General features: G+C 46.2%; 14 protein-coding genes. 6 read left to right on the top strand and 8 right to left on the bottom strand.

Annotation, left to right across the window (positions count from 1 at the left end):
* Nucleotides 1-281: 281 nt before the first annotated feature.
* The 3 genes from J2X75_RS15860 to J2X75_RS15850 all read right to left on the bottom strand — a co-directional run bounded on the left by J2X75_RS15860 (nucleotide 282) and on the right by J2X75_RS15850 (nucleotide 5552).
* Nucleotides 282-2429, bottom strand: coding sequence for an alpha/beta hydrolase family protein (locus J2X75_RS15860; protein WP_310337765.1), 2148 nt, complete (start codon nucleotides 2427-2429; stop codon nucleotides 282-284).
* 211 nt (nucleotides 2430-2640) lie between these two features.
* The gene (gene dhaK, locus J2X75_RS15855; RefSeq protein ID WP_310337763.1) at nucleotides 2641-4410 is read right to left on the bottom strand and encodes a dihydroxyacetone kinase subunit DhaK; all 1770 of its coding nucleotides are present in this window, start codon (nucleotides 4408-4410) and stop codon (nucleotides 2641-2643) included.
* Nucleotides 4410-5552: a glycerol dehydrogenase gene (locus tag J2X75_RS15850; RefSeq protein ID WP_017690500.1), complete on the bottom strand. Its 1143-nt coding sequence runs from the start codon at nucleotides 5550-5552 to the stop codon at nucleotides 4410-4412. The genes dhaK and J2X75_RS15850 overlap by 1 nt, the downstream gene beginning before the upstream one ends.
* 305 nt (nucleotides 5553-5857) lie before the next feature.
* On the opposite strand from J2X75_RS15850, the gene J2X75_RS15845 reads away from it, so the two are divergent.
* Entirely contained in the window at nucleotides 5858-6892 is a 1035-nt protein-coding gene (locus J2X75_RS15845; RefSeq protein ID WP_310337759.1) for a PocR ligand-binding domain-containing protein, read from the top strand.
* Between the two features lie 105 nt (nucleotides 6893-6997).
* Nucleotides 6998-7987 (top strand): aldo/keto reductase family protein, encoded by a 990-nt coding sequence (locus tag J2X75_RS15840; RefSeq protein WP_310337757.1) that lies wholly within the window; start codon nucleotides 6998-7000, stop codon nucleotides 7985-7987.
* Here the strand turns inward: J2X75_RS15840 and J2X75_RS15835 are convergent.
* From J2X75_RS15835 to J2X75_RS15820, 4 genes are read right to left on the bottom strand one after another with little or no spacing between them, the layout of a single operon-like run.
* Nucleotides 7984-8862, bottom strand: coding sequence for a LysR family transcriptional regulator (locus J2X75_RS15835; RefSeq protein ID WP_310337755.1), 879 nt, complete (start codon nucleotides 8860-8862; stop codon nucleotides 7984-7986). The genes J2X75_RS15840 and J2X75_RS15835 overlap by 4 nt on opposite strands.
* Before the next feature lie 30 nt (nucleotides 8863-8892).
* A complete protein-coding gene (locus J2X75_RS15830) occupies nucleotides 8893-9354 on the bottom strand; it encodes an SMI1/KNR4 family protein (RefSeq protein ID WP_310338486.1) in 462 nt (153 codons plus the stop codon).
* 41 nt (nucleotides 9355-9395) lie between these two features.
* Nucleotides 9396-10496, bottom strand: coding sequence for a threonine aldolase family protein (locus J2X75_RS15825; RefSeq protein WP_310337752.1), 1101 nt, complete (start codon nucleotides 10494-10496; stop codon nucleotides 9396-9398).
* Between the two features lie 53 nt (nucleotides 10497-10549).
* Nucleotides 10550-11410, bottom strand: a complete 861-nt coding sequence (locus tag J2X75_RS15820; RefSeq protein WP_210109720.1) for a LysR family transcriptional regulator — start codon at nucleotides 11408-11410, stop codon at nucleotides 10550-10552.
* Between the two features lie 181 nt (nucleotides 11411-11591).
* Here J2X75_RS15820 and J2X75_RS15815 point away from each other — a divergent pair, with 181 nt between their 5' ends.
* The 4 genes from J2X75_RS15815 to J2X75_RS15800 all read left to right on the top strand — a co-directional run bounded on the left by J2X75_RS15815 (nucleotide 11592) and on the right by J2X75_RS15800 (nucleotide 14112).
* A complete protein-coding gene (locus J2X75_RS15815; RefSeq protein ID WP_310337749.1) occupies nucleotides 11592-12581 on the top strand; it encodes a quinone oxidoreductase family protein in 990 nt (329 codons plus the stop codon).
* Between the two features lie 392 nt (nucleotides 12582-12973).
* Nucleotides 12974-13192, top strand: coding sequence for a hypothetical protein (locus J2X75_RS15810; protein ID WP_310337747.1), 219 nt, complete (start codon nucleotides 12974-12976; stop codon nucleotides 13190-13192).
* Between the two features lie 27 nt (nucleotides 13193-13219).
* The gene (locus J2X75_RS15805) at nucleotides 13220-13747 is read left to right on the top strand and encodes a hypothetical protein (protein WP_310337745.1); all 528 of its coding nucleotides are present in this window, start codon (nucleotides 13220-13222) and stop codon (nucleotides 13745-13747) included.
* Entirely contained in the window at nucleotides 13744-14112 is a 369-nt protein-coding gene (locus J2X75_RS15800; RefSeq protein ID WP_310337743.1) for a hypothetical protein, read from the top strand. The genes J2X75_RS15805 and J2X75_RS15800 overlap by 4 nt, the downstream gene beginning before the upstream one ends.
* A gap of 83 nt (nucleotides 14113-14195) precedes the next feature.
* Here J2X75_RS15800 and J2X75_RS15795 read toward each other — a convergent pair whose 3' ends face one another.
* On the bottom strand, nucleotides 14196-18539 hold the full coding sequence (locus J2X75_RS15795) for an Ig-like domain-containing protein (protein ID WP_310337742.1): 4344 nt from the start codon (nucleotides 18537-18539) through the stop codon (nucleotides 14196-14198).
* Nucleotides 18540-18563 lie beyond the last annotated feature (24 nt).

The raw sequence follows: 18563 nt of genomic DNA, 5'->3' as shown, positions 1-18563 counted from the left end.
GCCAAGCTACAGAGCGGTCCCCTTACTTATATCCACGTTTAATGTAACGTTGGATATGGTTTGACCCATGATTACACCGGAATGGAGATTGCAGTTATATTACTTATTACAGACACAAGAGCGAAGCAGACAGAAAGGACCTGAAGAAGCGAAGCGTGCTCCGGGGATAAGAGAGATCGAAAGGTTTTCTGTCTATGTAGTTCCTGAGTGTCTAAATCAAGTATGGTCTGCAATCGGAGTGGTCAAGTGTAATCCTAGGTGCATTCCATATCTTTTTCACATTAAACCAAATTCCAAAACAGTGCGGTATTCGCCACCGTAACCATGGTGAACAATAATGTGTTCACAAATGCGGCAAGCCATAAGTTATTCGTTTTTTCAAACAATTTGCGTGCATACACGGCAGCGATGATGAGACAAGGCACCAGTGCAAAGAGCAAAATGCCATTCAATGCCTGACCTGGATACAACGCCACACCTGTCATAAAGTCTTTGCCGTATTGCACTAGCAACCACAGCACCAACCCGCCAACATTCAGTACCATGGCCAGGAACATCCCCCCACGTTTGCCACGTGTATTGGCATTCAGGGCAACCGCGCTGACAAAGTAATATATCAGGAAAAACGGGGTATAACGCAATGCGGTAATGAAGTGTTCACTCTCGAACGTACGGACCGCAAACGTCCAGATTCGGAAATCTGTTCCGAAGATCGCCTGTACTACGAATAACAATGCGTATCCAATAACTACCGCCAGTACTGCGGTTACCAAGCTGGCAATTATCGTAACAGGGTTCAGGCTGATACCATAATCGCTGAAACGGGTTCCAGCATCCTTTTTGGAGAAATAGTGGAATGCAAAGGTTACCAGGATCATAATTAAGGCTGATACCAACGCCCAGTACACAATCTGGTTTGTTGTTGGTTCATTGAAATACGAACTTGTAACCACAATCTTATCTGCATAGTTGAAGATGACCCACATTACCAGAGATACGATCGCGAGAAGCACACTGCCCACCGCAATATTGTTTACCCGACGGTTTGCGGTATAGTTGTTTCTTTTGCTTCCAGCCACGACGAATCCAATAATGGCACCAAGCACACTTACGATCAGCAAAACCAGAGCAATGATGCGGAGTACATTCAGTCCGCTCGCCTCTTTATCCATTAAGGTAGGGAACAAGATTGCTGGGATCAATGTGCTGAATGCAATAGCGAGCCAATACATTGTTTTTTGTTTTCCATTGACCGCTGCGGACACGGTTGCAATCTCACCTGTTGCCGCGTTACGCAAGAACGGAAGTCTGAGCAGCAACGTAATCAGCGGAACAATCATCAGGAAGAACCCGATCAGAGCGACAAAATTAAAGGCTTCCTTAGCCCACCAGATCTGATTACCGGAATCCAGATTCACATTTGTCTGGTTGGGTGAGGTCACACCATTGAATGCATGCGTGTAAAAGTCGATCAAGTGACCGGTCGTTGTTCCCGAGAAATGGTTCCATGGGTGCGTTTGATTCGGCGTAAACATAATGTGTTCACCCGTCTGAGAAGCACGTACCACCTTACCATCCACGGTCAGATCACCGGATGTTACTTCTTTAAATTGGTCCGTCTCGCCTTTTGGCGCATCTGGCGTAAGTCCAAGGAAAGCTTTACCCGAAGCAGTTGCAGCAAAGTCCTTACGAGTTACTGTACCTTGCACTTCTTTCTCTGCCGCTGTTTTTTCTTCATCTGATTTGTTGAAGAAGAATTCGTCATACTTACCTGCAATCATGCCTACAGTCCGGCTGCCATATGCTGCTTGAAGCTGATCTTGAGGTGCAACAGCTGCGGCGTAGGAGAAATCCGAACCAACGGAGATACCTGTATAGATCATGCGGTATCCAGTTTGCAGAGAACTCATCTCATCCATGTACATGGATAGCAATGTTGAGAACCCACCCATGGAATGACCGCTAACTGCGACATAGGCATTGCCTTGCTCATCTTTTTTGGTGAAGTCCTGCTCATAGATATATTTGGCGGCATCAAATTGCGAGTAGATCCAGAACGTGCCAAACAGGTCCTTCACAGGAATATCTGCACTCCAGCGGGAATCGCCGTGGTCGTACATGTCCAGTGCAAGCACGATGTAACCGCGTCGAGACATTTCAATGGCAGGTGCATCCTGCATTTCTTTGGTATTCAGATACCCGTGAGTTGTAATAATAACTGGACGTTTGTCATCTGCACCCGCGCCTTTGGGCATGTAGAGCAGGCCTGACAGTGTTCCGTGCTCAGCTTGGAATTTGATCTCTTTGACCTTCACGGAATAGAAGGACGTATTGAACATTCCGGCAAACAAGCTACCGAAAATAACCAGAACTAGTGATAAAACCAGCAACCCCTGCGGTTTTTTCAAGAATGATGTGACTGTTCTCATAGAAAACTCCTTTAATAAATATAAAATGTTAGATAAATAAATGAACATATGCGTGAAAAAATAAGATATACCCATTGATGTAAATGATAACATGTAAAAATTGACTTAATATGGCCTAAAAAAGGCACACATAAAGACGCCGGACATCCGGCGCCGTTACCTGTGTCAATCACTGCATATCATATTGAATTTTGGATGATTGAAACCAATCTTACTTCATAGACTCAGATAATTCTGTGAAAATAACACCCAGCGCATACGCGCCTGCATCCGGGTAGCCCAGACTACGATCGCCGACGGCACCTGCACGTCCCATACGCGCCACGATGTCTTCGGTTTTCTTCGCACCTTCAACGGCTGCTGCTGCACCTTTGGCAAATGCGGTTTTGAAGTCATCGCCAGATTCCGCACTTTGAGTCCAGGAATCGGCACACGGAACGAGTGCATCGATCAAGGTTTTATCACCTACAACGGCGCCACGTCCGAAGGAACGCTCTCCAGTAGACTGAATCCCTTGCACGGCCGCATGGATCATCTCAGCGAATTCAGCAACGTCTAATTGCTGTTTATCCCCTACAGCTTTGCCAGCCGCACGGAATGCCGAACCCCAGATCGGGCCGGATGCGCCGCCACAATATTCCATGATGACCAAGGAACATGCATCCAGGAACGATCCGATGTCTTTTTTATCTTCGTTAATGATGTGGTTCCATTCGCGTTTCAACTGGCGGAAGCCTTTTGCTACACTCATACCAAAATCGCCATCACCGGCATGGGAATCCAGTTCACAGAACGGTACTTCGTTCTTGATGATGATCTCACCCATTTTATCGATCAGGTAGACGACATTGTCCAGTGAAAATTGATTGCCTTTGATTACCGCAGCTGATGCATCCGTCTCCACTTCGTAAGATACGGGAGCGTCTTCACCCACAACAGCCTCAAGCGCTTCGGAATACGCCACTTGTGCTACTGGAGGGCCAGATACTTTAAATGCAGGTGTATCACTTTCCTTGAACAACAGCGTTTTTAGTTCATCATCCAGTTTCAGAATCGTAACCGATGCACCCGCCATATCGATACTTGTCATGTAGTTGCCTACAAACGTAGTAGCGACCTTCAGACCTGCATGTCCAGCAAGCTCACGCTGAACGGAATTGTTGAGCAGGTAAAGTTCTTGCAAAGGTGTTGCACCAAAACCATTCACGAGCACCGCAATCTCAGCGGATGTATCCTTATCCAGCTTCATATCTGCGAGCAATGCTTCGACCATACGTCCTGCCAATTCATCAGCCGATACGATTTTCTCCCGGCGAATCCCTGGCTCACCATGAATCCCTACGCCGAATTCCATCTCATTTTCAGCAATTTCGAATGTAGGCGTGCCTTTGGCGGGTACGGTACAGGATGTGAATCCAAAACCAATACTGCGAACGTTCTGAGCTGCTTTCTCGGCAACAGATTTCACATCTGCCAGACTGCGGCCTTCTTCGGCTGCTGCTCCGGCAATCTTGTGAACCAGTACAGTGCCGGCAACGCCGCGGCGTCCTACCGTATACAAGCTGTCTTGTACAGCGATGTCATCCTCAACGCGTACATATTGTACGTCGATGCCATCCTCTTCTGCCAGATGCGCTGCATTCTTGAAATTCATCATGTCGCCACTGTAATTCTTGATGATCAAGAGTGTTCCCTTGTTGCTTGCTGTTGCCTTGATCGCTTGGTACACCTGGATTTGGGAAGGGGATGCGAACACATCTCCACATACGGCTGCATCCAGCATCCCTTTACCCACATAACCTGCGTGAGCCGGTTCATGTCCACTGCCGCCGCCACTGATTAGGCTGACTTTATCAGCCTGAATCTCTCTGCGTTTGATGACTTTATATTTTTTCAGAAATTCAAGCTCCGGGTGTGCAAGCGCAATCCCGTTGCACATTTCCATAACAACATGTTCGGCCTGGTTAATAATTTTCTTCATTATTTTACCTCCCGGCGAGCTGCTTTGTACTCACGACCCATGCGGTCAGCCGCTGCTATGGCAGCAGCCACTTCAGGAACAGTGATTGGGAACGGCATGGCGTGAATGGATTCTTCCGGAATACAAGCGATCTCTGCAACTTTCAACAACTCTTCCTGACTAATCGTGTCTACACCGATATCCGCCAAGCTGATCGGCAGTCCCACTTCAAGACAGAAGTCCATGACTTCATGCAACTCTTCGGTTGGTGCATTTTCGAGTACAAGTTGTGCAATCGTACCGAAGGATACTTTTTCACCGTGGAAGAAATGATGTGTGCCTTCCAGAACAGTCAAACCGTTGTGGATCGCATGTGCTGCGGCCAGACCGCCACTTTCGAATCCAAGACCTGACAACAGAATGTTGGTCTCAACGATGTTTTCCAGCGCTTGTGTCACGACGTTGCTGTCACTTGCTACCTTGGCTTTTGCACCGTCAGTCAGCAGCATTTCATAACACAGTTTTGCCAAGGCAAGTGCCGCATTGGTACCTACTGCGGATGGCGTATACCCTTCACGAGAACCCATTGGCAAACTTGCGTTTACACGGGAATAGGATTTCGCTGTTGCTCTTGCTTCGAAGTATGTAGAGAGCGCATCTCCCATACCCGATACGAGGAAACGTGTTGGTGCATTAGCAATTACCGTTGTATCAACGAGTACCACACTTGGGCTTTGTTTGAAGTAAGCATAGTCATCGAAAGAACCATCCGGTGTGTACAATACAGCCGAGTGACTTGTCGGTGCGTCTGTTGCCGCAATCGTTGGGCAGATGATCAGTGCTTCGCCTTCAGCTACACATTTCGCAGCATCGATCGCTTTACCGCCACCAAGACCGATGGTAGAGTCACATCCTTTTTCCTTCGCGATCGCTTGCAGACGAGCAACCTCCTCACGGGAACATTCCCCTTTAAAACCGCTTTCAACAAATGTAATGTTAAATTTCTCTGCTGTTGCATCCAGCTTTGCTTTGACACGCTGTACATCATCCGGATGTGCAATCAGCAAGGCCGATTCTCCGAAGGATTTAACAAAGTACCCCAGGTTCAACAACTCGTCTTCGCCTTGTACATATTTGGTTGGGCTGATAAATGCTTTTCTCATAATAATATATGCCTCCTAAGGATATGAAATCGTGTAGTGATTACATCAAATTTTAATTTCTTACAATTGACCTTAATATAACGCATGAGCAGCAGGTTTACAGTGGACTTTGATAACAAATTATTATAATTTACAATCGTAATTTTTTGCTTTTTAGCGCAATCATGGTATCTTATTGTCATGAGATGGTTGAATTTTGACCTCCCATTATACATTACCCGTCATCATTACGTCTTAATATGTACAACTTGCTAACTTTTAACGGCCTAAATTATGAATCAGGTTAGCCTATGGAGGTTGCACCAATGATCAAAGAATATCTGCATATCAATAAAATTCTCGACCTTAATAAATGGAAGCGTCTACAAGATTCTCTCGCAACAGTAACCAAACTGGCGATCCTCACCGTTGATTATAAAGGCATTCCCGTAACCAGTCATAGCAGCTGTCAGGCTTTCTGCCAGAATGTGCGTAAAGACCCGGAGCTTCTCCCCTACTGCCAAAAATGTGATTCACGCGGTGGTCTGGAAGCTGTTCGATTGAACGAGCCTTATGTGTATTTATGCCATTTCAATATTATAGATATCGCGATTCCGATCACGATTGATGGCAAATATATCGGCGCTGTCATGGCAGGACAAGTGAAACTCGCCAATCCCGAGAAAGGTAGCGACTTGGAGCAAATTGTCACGTCCAAAAACGTACCCATGCATGCAGCCAAGCTGGAGGAATTAAAGGACGATTACGCCCAGCTGCCTGTAATGACCTATGAAGAGATTGTGAAAATCTCCAACATGTTATCCCTGCTCTGCAACTACATTGTGGAGGAAGCGCTCAACAAAAATCTGTTAGTTGAAATGTTCGAGAAAGCTTCAGGCAATCAGGAGTCTCTGAACCTCTCCACCATTCTGCCGGGTTACTCCATTCGTAATATCGAGTCGATCAAAAAAGAGATGACGAATGCGATTGCGGATGCTTATCTGAAGAACAGCCCAAGTGACACGGAAAGCTCCAGCCCTGTACTTCAGCCTGCTTTTGAATACATTCACAGTCACAAAAGCGAACAAGTTTCACTCAAACAAATGGCCGATCTATGCCACCTGAGTCCGAGTTATTTCAGCAGACTGTTTGCCAAGGAAACGGGTGAGAACTTCACAACCTACCTGGCAAAACTCAAGATAAAGTGGGCCAAGCAATTGTTGGAGGTCACCGACATGCCTGTCTCACAGATCAGTGATGAGCTGGGATTTAATGAATCGGGATATTTTATCAAAATATTCAAAAAGTTCGAGGAGATTACGCCTGCTCTCTATCGCAAATACCTCCAGGAGAAAATGTAGATTCACTGATACTTTTTTCGTATCAAAGATGAGGTTAAAAGATATTTCACCTATTAATCTGCCATTGTTACAATGGAGTCCAGATGACTTAGGGAGGCGACATGAATGGAATATCGTAAATTAGGAAACAGTGGATTAACCGTCAGTGAGATTTCACTCGGCAACTGGATTACGCATGGAGCGCAAGTCGAGGATGGAATAGCAGAAGCTTGTGTGCGAACGGCATTGGAGGCAGGTATTACCACATTTGATACCGCAGACGTGTACTCCAATACCGAGGCAGAAACCGTACTGGGACAAGCACTTAAGGATATACGAAGAGAGAGTATTGAACTGTGCACCAAAGTCTGTCACCCAACCGGCACAGGTCATAATGACCGCGGACTTTCACGTAAACACATCATGGAAGCCTGCAATGGTTCATTACGGCGGCTACAGACTGATTATATCGATGTCTATTACGCTCACCGTTATGATTACAACACTCCACTGGAAGAGACGTTTCTGGCATTCTCCGATCTGGTGCGTCAGGGCAAGGTCCACTACATTGGCGTAAGTGAATGGAACGCGGATCAGATTGCACGAGGAGCCGCTTTGGCGAAGGAACTTTATGTACCCTTCATTGCAAGTCAGCCCCAATATTCGATGTTGTGGCGTGTGATTGAGCAAGAAGTAGTACCTGCAAGCGAACAACCAGGACTTGGACAGATTACATGGTCTCCTCTGGCTCAGGGTATACTATCAGGCAAATATGTGCCTAACGCAGCGTTGCCCACCGGATCACGTGCAGCTGGGGAGGCAGGCGCACCCTTTTTCAATAAACTGGCTGGTCAGTGGTTACGCGAAGATGTTCTTACCGCTGTGCAACAGCTTGTTCCGCTCGCTAAAGAGATTGGTCTAACTCTTCCTCAACTCGCTGTGGCGTGGGTTCTTCAGCACTCGTATGTCAGTTCCGTCATTATCGGTGCATCCCGACCGGAGCAGGTATTGGAAAATGTAAAAGCTTCTGGTGTGAAACTGGACCCTGCGATCATGACTCGTATTGATGAAATACTGAATCCTTGGATTGAGCGTGATCCAGCCAAGACGGGTTAAACACATTCATCAACAATGTCCATAAACCGGGATACCACTTCCTGATTCATATCCGTCCGCCATGCCGTATACAACGGTACGGAGGGCGGAGTTTCTTGTAATGGAAGAAAGACCACACCTTTTCGCTGGAATACATCCACCGAGGAGGGAACGATGGAAATACCCATGCCCGCTGCAACGAGATTCACAATCGTATACATCTGGATCGCTTCCTGCGTAATCCGTGGGTCTACGCCATGTGTTCTACAGTAGTCAAGAACCATTCGATGAAATGGGGAGCCCAGATGTCGTGGGAATAAAATAAAATCTTCATCCGCCAGTTCTCGAATCGAAACTTGAGTCAGGGCTGCCATCGGGTGATGCTCTGGCAATACGGCGAGCAACGTTTCCTCCTGACAGGTGCGGAAGGAAACATGTCGAGTATCTTCCTGATACCGCAGAAATCCAATATGGATCTGACCGTCTTCCAATGCCTGTAATTGTTGGGACGAAGTCATCTCACGTAATGTCAATTCAATCTGCGGATACGCAGTGCGAAATTTTCTAAGCACCTCCACCATGATCCCGCCCGAAGCGGAATCCACGAAGGCTACGGATATATGCCCAATGATACCTTGATCTGCCTTTTGTGTAAGCTGAATAGATCGATCAAGTTGGGCCATGATGAGTCTGGCCTGTTCCAGAAAGACGGCACCCGCTGGCGTCAAACGAACCATTTTTCTCGTGCGCTCCAATAACTTTACGCCAAGCTCTTCCTCCAGATTTTGAATCTGCTGGCTCAGGGGTGGCTGCGTCATGTTTAATTTTTCCGCTGCACGGTGAAAATGAAGTTCCTCCGCCACGGTGATAAAATATCTTAACTTACGAATATCCATAGGTCTGTTGCGCTTCCTTCCGTCTCCCTGTTAATTCATCTGTTCCTGTACCCAGATCGCGGACTCCGTCAGCTGCGTCATTAAATCAATAAAGTCTACTGCAATCTCTCGAATTGGCGTATCTCCTGCATCATGGATCAACATCAGGATCTTGCCCGAAGTCTGATCCAACATAGCCATACTGCCTTCGCCAAATCCACCAATCGGGAACGGATTGAGATCATCCGACAGCTGGTACTCTTTCTTAACTTCACGGTAGACTTCCAGAAACTCGGGATATGCCCAATCCAGTTCTTTTGCTGAATACAAGGCAGGATCGCCGAAATTACATGCCCCGAATTCAAGCAAAAGTGCACGGTACGCTGCGGGTAGTATCACGTTATACTTTTGCTCAAAATCTTCAATGCTCTGTTGCGTTTCGGGCGTGCACCCTTCTCCCATAGTTGTATCGTAAGCTTTCACCAAAAGATCACGAATCGGTTCTAATTCCATCGACTTCACTTGAACTCCCCCTTTACGCTAGAATCCGCTTGTTATCTCACCTGTGTACGCAACTCTTGATCCAGCCATTCCAGTGCTGCACGCAGCTTATCCTGGGGAAGTTTCTCATAACGATCACCCGTAGACAATTCAAAGGCACAGCTGTTCCCACTCGTCTTGTTCAGATATGAAGTCATTCCTATACCAAACCGCTGAGCCATTTGCACAAGGATTGGTTCAACTTCGGTAGCACCGAGCGCAAGATGTACATGGAACATATTGGATACCGGGACTTCGGGCAATGTATGTATCCCGTGACATGCATTCAATAGAGATGCCAGTTCTTTAGCCTGCTCATAATAAAGCTCCATTTTTCCAATACGTTCATTGAAATAATACTGGGAGCTCAGAATGTACGGATACAGACCGATCAGATCTCCGCCGTGCCGCCGTTTCCATACTTTTGACTCTTGCATCACATCCGTGTCTCCGGCCAATATGGCCCCCGCAATGCCCCCGATCCCTTTGTAAAAAGACACATACACCGTATCAAACAGACTGCAAATCTCCGCAGGCGTTTTCTCGTAATAGGGAGTAATCTCAAACAGGCGTGCCCCGTCCAGATGCAGCTTAATCCCGCGTTCACGGCAATAGGCCGAGATCGCTTCCAGTTCTTCATACGCTGGCAACTGCCCGCCAATCTCGCGTTGTGGCAGTTCCAACAGCAGGCAGGCAATGTCCAGATCAAGCGCCTGTACATCTTCCAAACGAATCAACCGATCCTTGTCCGCCAGCAAAATCGATTCAATCTGGTGTAACTCTTTCAATCCGTCTTCCTCATGGATTTCCAGATGACACAGAGGGTGGTAAGCTACCCGTTTTACACCTTTGCGGTCACACCAGATCCGTAATGCAATCTGCTGGGCCATCGTTCCGCTTGGGAAAAATACGGCCGATTCCTTGCCGAGAATGTCAGCCATCTGTTGCTGAAATTCTTCAATGATGGAGCCGTTGCCGTAGTGGTCACTGAACACCTCCCCATCGATCTGGTCCAGTACGTTCTGAAGTACCTTCACTTGGCGACTGCCATGACCACCTACAATAAAGTCTGCCTGATTAAATGCATCACCCAACGTTAGCGCAGTTTCTTTCAAGATCACTCACTCCTTTATAGTGCATATTCATAAACAGACTTTTGAACAACCTCTTATAGTTCTGGTTCTGTAATAATCTCAACCAAAGCGCTCAGCGCACTAGATATATGTTCACCACGGGAATACACAAATCCTACTTCCAACCGGCAATAGGGATCTGGCAAAGACATCACTGAGATCTCACCTCTTAATTCTGCTTTGGTAACTGAAGACCGCGGCAGCAATGATACACCGAGCCCGGCAGATACTCCATTCAGAATCGTGTCCAGTGTTCCATATTCCATAATGCGCAGAGAGTGGATACCCTGATCTTTCAAAAAGGATTCCGCCTGAGTGCGATGTGTGCATCCGATCTCAAAAAACAACATCGGCCTGGACAATAACTCGTGTATCTCATGCACTCCAGGTTCAGCGATCAACACCAATTCCTCGTCATACATCTTCATATAGTTCAGCTCAGGATGATCGATTGGGCCATATATTAAAGCGCCATGCAATTCATGTTGAATGACCTTCTGGTTCAGCTCATGGGTCCCACCCGTGACAAGCGAATGGTGTACCTCAGGGTAGCATGAACTGTATTCAGCCAAGAGCGGCGTGAGGAAAGTGGAAGCTGCTGTCTCAATGGCACCCAGACGAAGCAGGCCGGACGGAGGGTTACCCACTTGTGTGGCCTGCTCTGCTTCATATAATAATTGCAAAATTCTATCCGCATACACAAGCAGATTCTCGCCCGCTGGTGTAAGAGACATCCCCCGATTGGAACGATGAAACAGCGGTACTTGTAGCTGTGTCTCCAACTGTTTAATCCGTGTTGTTACATTGGACTGCACATAATTGAGTGCGAGTGCAGCTTTACTGATACTACCTTCGCGGGCAACCGCCTGAAATATTTTCAAATCACCTGCATCCATACCCTGATCACCTGCTCGTCGTTATATCGGCATTCTTCATCATCTAATTCATGCAAAGTGCTTATCTATTATTTTCAATGATACTGACAATCATTTTTGTTCATTTTACGTGAATCTGCTCCGTCTGTACAATGAGGCTCAGTAGTGAAATCTGGCTACACAGACAGGAGGAATGTTGAACATGAAAGCTATCGTACATTCAGGCCAGAGCGGCCTTGCAGGTCTTCAATATACAGAGTCAACATCTCGGGTACCAGAAGCCGGGGAAGTGCAGATCCAATTGAAATCCGCTGGAATCAACCATCGTGATCTTTTTATCATGGCAGGACGCACCAGTCAGGAAGCCCCGCTCATTCCCGGTTCCGATGGAGCAGGTATCATCGTTGAGATTGGCGAAGGTGTAAGAGGGTTCGCAATAGGTGATGAAGTCATTATCCATCCTACACTCGGATGGGAAGTTGCAAGTAACGTGCCCATTGTGCCCGATATTGTTGGTGGTCCTACGGATGGAACGCTGGCTCAATATATCACGTTACCTGCTGAAAATGCCCTGCCTAAGCCAGCCCACCTATCTTGGGAGGAAGCAGGCGTGCTGTCCCTTTCGGCGTTGACGGCCTACCGTGCTTTGTTCACTCGCGGTGAACTGAAACAAGGTGAACATATCCTCATTCCCGGTATTGGTGGTGGTGTAGCGACCTATGCCCTGCTCATGGCGGTTGCGGCTGGTGCCAAGGTGACCGTCACCTCCAGAAGTGAAGCCAAAAGAAATGAAGCTCTGCGTTTGGGTGCTACCCATGCACTGGATAGTCATGCCGATTGGTGTATGAAGAACGATATGGAACCTGTGGACATCATCTTGGATAGCATCGGACAAGCCATTTTCCCAAAATATTTTGATATAATCAGACCAGGTGGACGTATCGTGATGTATGGTGCAAGCTCGGGGGATGATCTGACCGTACCCATTCGCTCCATCTTCTTCCCGCAGATCAGTCTGATCGGCACCTCTATGGGCAGCCTTGAGGAGTTTATCCAGATGCTGCAATGGGTGGAGCAACATGATATACATCCTGTAATTGATGGCGTATATCCATTGCAAGACGTAGCAAAAGCATTCGAACGTATGGAAAAAGGCGAGCAATTTGGTAATCTGGCTATCTTTATGGAGTGACATCCATTTTGAGATGGGCCTTCATGAATTGTTGAAAATTGATTTACAATAATGGGGTGAATCCATCTGACCCGTCTCGCTAAACGTATACTAATTGTTCTTATTGCTATTATCATCGTGGCCCAAATTCCTATGTTAAAAGAAACCTAGCCCGAGGAGTTACTACGTTATATGTGAAGATAAAGTATCCCGAACATTCCTTTCAATTCCAAGACTTTAACTACGAGTCTCATTTCGGGAACTATTTCATTTCTTATACTGATCAAGACGAACAACGTATTAGTCTGATGCTTGAGCCCATTTTTTTTCCGGCGCTCATTACGTATGATCCATTGAATCAGCCCATGAAAGACTAGTTTGTTCACACTATGAATCATTCAGGAGGTATCGATATGGACAATAGATTACATTTGGTCGAATTGGTTCGCAAACTGATGGACTCTGAAGGAACGGAAGCCGAGTTGGATGACATGTTGACGGAGCTACAGCAGCAGGTTCCACATGCGGAGATCAGTAATCTGATTTTCTGGGATGAGCGAGACCTGACGCCTGAACAGATTGTGGAAGAAGCCTTGGCTGCCCGTCCCATCCTGCTTCCACCCCAATCTTAATATTCTTCAGGAGGTGAACAATAGGATATGTCTGACATGTCTGATTTAAATCATAATAACAACAATGAACACCCTGATTTTAACGAAATCAGTGGTGAAGAAAAACTAAAGGCACTTCGTGATCTGATCGAACTAACCGATAATCACCTTACTCAGCAAGTTCTCGCTATTGGCATGGATACACATGAAGAGGATCTCATCCGTATCGAAGCTTGGCGTGCTTTAGGCATGGCAGGCTCCTCTGCTCTTCTGGGGGAAATCCTTCATGCTGCCGCGCAAATTGTTCGTGACTCAGAAGAAGATGAGGATGTACAGAATTACGTCTTGCAAACCCTCGCTCTACTGCCCATCACAGAAGCCGAGATCCAATTGGCTCAGGAAGTGCTGGAGGGAAATGCCTATATATTACTTCAAAGCGCAGCTTTTGCTATTCTTACTGCTCACAAACATGTTCCGGGCGCAGTCCTTGCGCTAAAATCTCTTCAATCTCATTCCGATTTCGGTGCGTCTGCGAAACGTGTTCTGCTTTCAATACCAGGGAGTGAACATCCATGACTCATAACGAACCTGCACCTGAGCAAACCAAAGAGCACATCACGAAACCCATTTACCTCACCCAAGGTGAAATCAACGCCCTACAGAAAGCTATTCTGTTCCTCAAGTTTGAATCCGGAGAAACAGACTCCCTGCTCTATGCTGGGAGTCCACTGCTGAACAGCGTACTGGAAAAGGTACGGGATGTCAGCGCATTTGGAGAATATGCCAAAGAGCTTCATTCACATCCCAACGAATATGCAGAGTGTTTCATGCGCGCCAAACTGGAGCGTTCTTATGTAGAAGAATTGGCACCGCGTAAACGAACGGAGGAGCAGAAGATTGAGATTCTCAGATCCTGCATGTATCCATATCCGGTTAAATAAAAATCCTCCATGCTCACGTTGGGAGCATGGAGGATTATCTTTATTGATCTGTTAAACTAAACGCCATTGTAGCAAATACAAGTCTACGGTGTATGTTTACCCACGTACTGTAAAGTTCCTTTAGGGAACTCATTCCATTCACCGGTTAATGAGAACTGTTGTGAACCCGTATATATCCCGCGTTTTCGGATAAACGTCCCGCCAGCAGGCATGAATTGATCATGTGAAGTTGGATCACCTAATACATCTACAGTTCGTCCATCCTTTTTGAGAACCAAAGCAACAACGTTATACTCATTCGGGTTATACAATTCCAATTCATCATTGTAATACTGGGCTGTAGTTATATCGAAAAAGTCGTAAAAAGTATAATTGATGTTTAAATAAGGTAACCCTGGAGTAACATCAAATATGTTTTTGGTTGTCACTTTCATTGTGGATGTCTTTTTCATCCACTGATGAACTTCCAATTGATACCCGGTTGCTTTATGTGACGGATCACCGTCACCTGTGTAATAAAGTTGAACAACACTGCGTCCATTTCCTGCATCTACATACTGAGAGAAGAATAACTCTGACGTGCCCTGATTTTTCGAGTTCACCTGAACGACCACGGCCCTACCGTCATTCCCTATGATCCAGAATAATAATGGAGATACACTCAAAGGGATCTGGGAAGAATTAATCGTATCCGGTCCTGTAAACGTCGAATCCGGCGTACCGCTATATACTTTAAAACTCGTCTGCCCAGGGAACCAATTGGACGCTGCAAGATTCAGAGGATCTATGACACCGGACTTGGTGTTGATCTGCATGACCCCACCGTTAACCAGAGAAGCAGTCCGAACGTTGAAGGTGTAATCTACCTGTCCACCTTTTCCATCCTTCGCTGTTATGGTTAGAGGAGCAACTACGTTCCCAGTCCCCGGTTTTAGTATGATCTGGTTACCATTAATGCTTGCATTCACCGCTTCATTTGAGCTGTTGCTTATCGTGAACTGCAACGCATCTCCATCGGGGTCACTGAACAGTTGACTCAGGTCAAACGTGCGCTCATTCGTTACATTAGGTGTTAAAACTTGTTCGTAAATGTTACTTGCTACCTCTGGGGCCAAGTTAGGACCAGCAGGCTCGCCTTGTATAGTCACACCAAAGGACGCTTGTTCACTACGCCCTTTCTGGTCATATACCGTTAACGTCACTGTCGTATTTCCTTCAGCAACTGGAGCAACAGCTATCAGTGAACCATTGGCAGAGACTGTCGCAATATTGGTATCTGCTGAGGAAGCATCCACCGTTAACGTGGCTGTATCAAAATTCATCAGGTACGACGTCAAATCAAGATTCAGAGCAGACCAAGGCCATGTTACCGTTTGATCCGGAATTGAACTGATATTTCCAGTTTCAAGAACTTCAATATCAATATAGGCTGTCGCTTCTTTTCCATACATATCTTTTGCTTTGATGTTAGCTTGAAATTTGCCAACCTGTCTTGGATGAATAATCAGCTTGTTATCTTGAATATCTACCGCTGCGATCAGGAGATTATTGAAATCAAGTGGTGTATGAAACTCTAATGCATCTCCATCGGGATCATTAAAATATCCCGAGAGATTAATGATCGTATCTTCCTTGCCTACAAACAACGTTTGAGCAGGCAGATTCTGAGTAAGCACAGGAGAAGCATTAGGCTTAGGATTAACCCTTATCTGAAATGCGGTTGAAATGGAACCTCCTTTTCCATCCTCTACTGAATAATAAATGACGTATTCTCCAAATTCTAGAGCGGTAAAGCTCAGTACACCCGCTTCCTCCTCAACAATTAAGTCAGGATTAGAGGAGTATGCACTGAATGTGAGTGGGTCACCATCCGGATCTGTATAATAATCATTTAAGTCCACCGAGGGGATAGGATCTGTCAGGAAACCCAGATATGCTTCAACCCATCCTGGTGAATTTCCTACCGGATTATGATTTGGCACTAGTAGAATATCGATATCGAAAAAATCTTCAGTGATTCCTCCGTTACCGTCATTCACTGTGTAAGATATCCTATACGTCCCATTTTGAAGTGATGTTAACTTCAGTTCACCCGCATTCTCCTCTACTGTTACCCCGTCTGGATTGGATGAAGTCGCTGTATACGTCAAAGGATCACCGTCTGGATCAGTATATACCTCGTTTAATTTCACTACAGGGATGTCATCCCCCAGGTATACCTCTATTTTCGATGGAGCTTCCCCCACAGGCGCACGATTGAGTGGTGGCAGAACAACAACTTTCATGTCGAGTTCAGTAATTCCCGTACTGCCATCATCTGCAATTTGTCCATCATCCACCTTAATTTTAAGAACAACTTCCCCCGCCTTTTTAGGCGTTAACCTCAATACAGATTCAGCATAGTTCGATTTCACGATTTCTGTGTCCACGATTTCCGTGGCACTGTTCGTTACACTGTATAGCAACTCCGATTCATATTTCTCATCATCCATAACATAGACCATGAGATCCACATCCTTGCTACCTGATTCAGCTATCAATTCCTGATCAGGAATTGGCGATGCAAGAGGAGGTCTATTCACGTAGACTTCGAATGTGGATCTCAGCCTTTTACCACGACCATCATTGGAAGTCACCGTTATGGTAGCCGTGCCATCCCCCAAGGGAACAATATCTAATTGCGATCCATTCAGGATAACCTTTGCTACGGCAGGTTTGGATGAACTGACCGTATAAGTTACCAAGTCACCATCCGGATCAGTCACATATTTGTTTAGGTTTAACGTTGCTCCTTGTCCATTTTGCGTATACTTGCGACTTTCAAATGGTTTTAGTAGTTCAGGAGCACGATTGGCAACAACAGGAGATGTTTCGCCTCCACTCCCCCCACTCGCTCCCCCTGATGAAGGAGATACCGTATTGGAAGATGCCGATCCTGTATTTCCACTCACAACTGAAGACGAAACTCCGGCAGCCAAAGAAATCTCTGAAACTTTCACATTGCCCGCCACATTAACCTGCGCGGAAGGGTTATTCACTTGAAGCTGCTGAACGGTGCCTGCAGCATTAATGTTGACAGCGCCTGTCCCATCCACATTAAGCTGTTGTAAAGTGATGTTACCGTTGAGTTGCAGGGACTTGGATGTATTCACATGAACCGTCTCAACGGCTCCTTGTAGCTCCACTTTGCTTGCACCTTCGAGAATATTTAATAACGGGAGATTAGCCGTTTTCTCGATATTAAGCATACTGTCTGATCTAATGTTAACTTCTTGAGTACGGGTATCCCCTGTTAGTGCCACATGTACATCGCTTTTATCTACATCCACGTTATTGAGAGTGGAATTGTCAAATACAACCGTATTACTATCGCCGCCATAAACGAAGACAGACTGTTCCACATTGATATTTTTGGCATAAAAATCATGCTTGACCTCGGGTGCAATCGTCAGCTTGCCCTTGACTGTAAGTCCTTCTACTGAAACAAAGTCTGTTTTCGTGGTTAGATCCCCATGAATTACAGCGTCTCCGCCATCCAATAGCAGATTGCCGCTAAATTCAGCTTTTCCTTGGCCCACCTCTTGACCACCTGTTCTAATTTCCAACACGTTAATTTCGGTGAGCGTATGATTTCGACTCTTAAACTGTATTCCAGCCTGATCCAATACAGCCTTATTACGGTTATTCAGAAGACCTGCCACTTGTTCAGAGATCTGATAAATAACACCGTTGATCTGAATCTGCTTTCCTTCGATTGACTGAATGACAGACAAGCGGTTTTCCGGGAACATCGCCGACAGCAGCATGCCTATGGCTTCGCCCCGAACAAGCCCTTGTTTAACTTTATTCTCTCCCTGATATTCGCTTAGAAGTTCAGCCTTCTCAGCAGTTCGAATATATGGAGCAGCCCACGTACTCGCTCCTTTCCAATCTGAAGGAAGGGGATACCCCTGAACTTCTTGTTTAGCCAAAGCCGTGGCTCTTACCAGAACTGTTACCAGTTCCTGTCCAGTGATCTGGGCCTGTGGACGGAAGCGCCCTGTTGCATCTCCTTGCAAAATCCCCGCCTTCTTGACCGCCTGAATGGAAGGTGCTGACCAGCTAGTAGATTTCACATCCGTAAAAGATGCTGAAACTGACTTGTCCAGTGTGAGACCCAGAGCTTGAGCAAGAACAACTGCAAGTTCCTGACGGGTGATTGGATCAGATGCACGAACGTTTCCATCTGGATCTCCCTTGATGAATCCCATGGATAAGGCCCTATTCATAACATCGTTCAACTTACTATTGTTATGATGAGCTGAGGATATGCCAGACACAGACACAGTCTGTGCCTCTGACTTATCATGTTGTGCAGATACGGGTACAGTGTTGGAAAGAAGCAACGCAATCAAAGCGAGCTGCACAGTCCTTCTTATTTTTGGCATAGAGGTTCTCCTTCATGATGTGGG

Origin of the sequence: Paenibacillus sp. 2003, from assembly GCF_031455635.1 — a bacterium.
GTDB classification, from domain to species: Bacteria; Bacillota; Bacilli; order Paenibacillales; family Paenibacillaceae; genus Paenibacillus; species Paenibacillus amylolyticus_B.
Note: the sequence above shows the minus strand (reverse complement) of the source record. Positions and strands in the feature narration are given on the sequence as shown.

Bases quoted from the DNA above. Each gene is read 5' to 3' on its own strand.
- J2X75_RS15835 (WP_310337755.1), bottom strand. From the start codon at position 8,862: ATGGATATTCGTAAGTTAAGATATTTTATCACCGTGGCGGAGGAACTT.
- dhaK (WP_310337763.1), bottom strand. From the start codon at position 4,410: ATGAAGAAAATTATTAACCAGGCCGAACATGTTGTTATGGAAATGTGC.
- J2X75_RS15820 (WP_210109720.1), bottom strand. From the start codon at position 11,410: ATGGATGCAGGTGATTTGAAAATATTTCAGGCGGTTGCCCGCGAAGGT.
- J2X75_RS15805 (WP_310337745.1), top strand. From the start codon at position 13,220: ATGTCTGACATGTCTGATTTAAATCATAATAACAACAATGAACACCCT.
- J2X75_RS15810 (WP_310337747.1), top strand. From the start codon at position 12,974: ATGGACAATAGATTACATTTGGTCGAATTGGTTCGCAAACTGATGGAC.
- J2X75_RS15830 (WP_310338486.1), bottom strand. From the start codon at position 9,354: ATGGAATTAGAACCGATTCGTGATCTTTTGGTGAAAGCTTACGATACA.
- J2X75_RS15800 (WP_310337743.1), top strand. From the start codon at position 13,744: ATGACTCATAACGAACCTGCACCTGAGCAAACCAAAGAGCACATCACG.
- J2X75_RS15815 (WP_310337749.1), top strand. From the start codon at position 11,592: ATGAAAGCTATCGTACATTCAGGCCAGAGCGGCCTTGCAGGTCTTCAA.
- J2X75_RS15850 (WP_017690500.1), bottom strand. From the start codon at position 5,552: ATGAGAAAAGCATTTATCAGCCCAACCAAATATGTACAAGGCGAAGAC.
- J2X75_RS15840 (WP_310337757.1), top strand. From the start codon at position 6,998: ATGGAATATCGTAAATTAGGAAACAGTGGATTAACCGTCAGTGAGATT.
- J2X75_RS15860 (WP_310337765.1), bottom strand. From the start codon at position 2,429: ATGAGAACAGTCACATCATTCTTGAAAAAACCGCAGGGGTTGCTGGTT.
- J2X75_RS15795 (WP_310337742.1), bottom strand. From the start codon at position 18,539: ATGCCAAAAATAAGAAGGACTGTGCAGCTCGCTTTGATTGCGTTGCTT.
- J2X75_RS15845 (WP_310337759.1), top strand. From the start codon at position 5,858: ATGATCAAAGAATATCTGCATATCAATAAAATTCTCGACCTTAATAAA.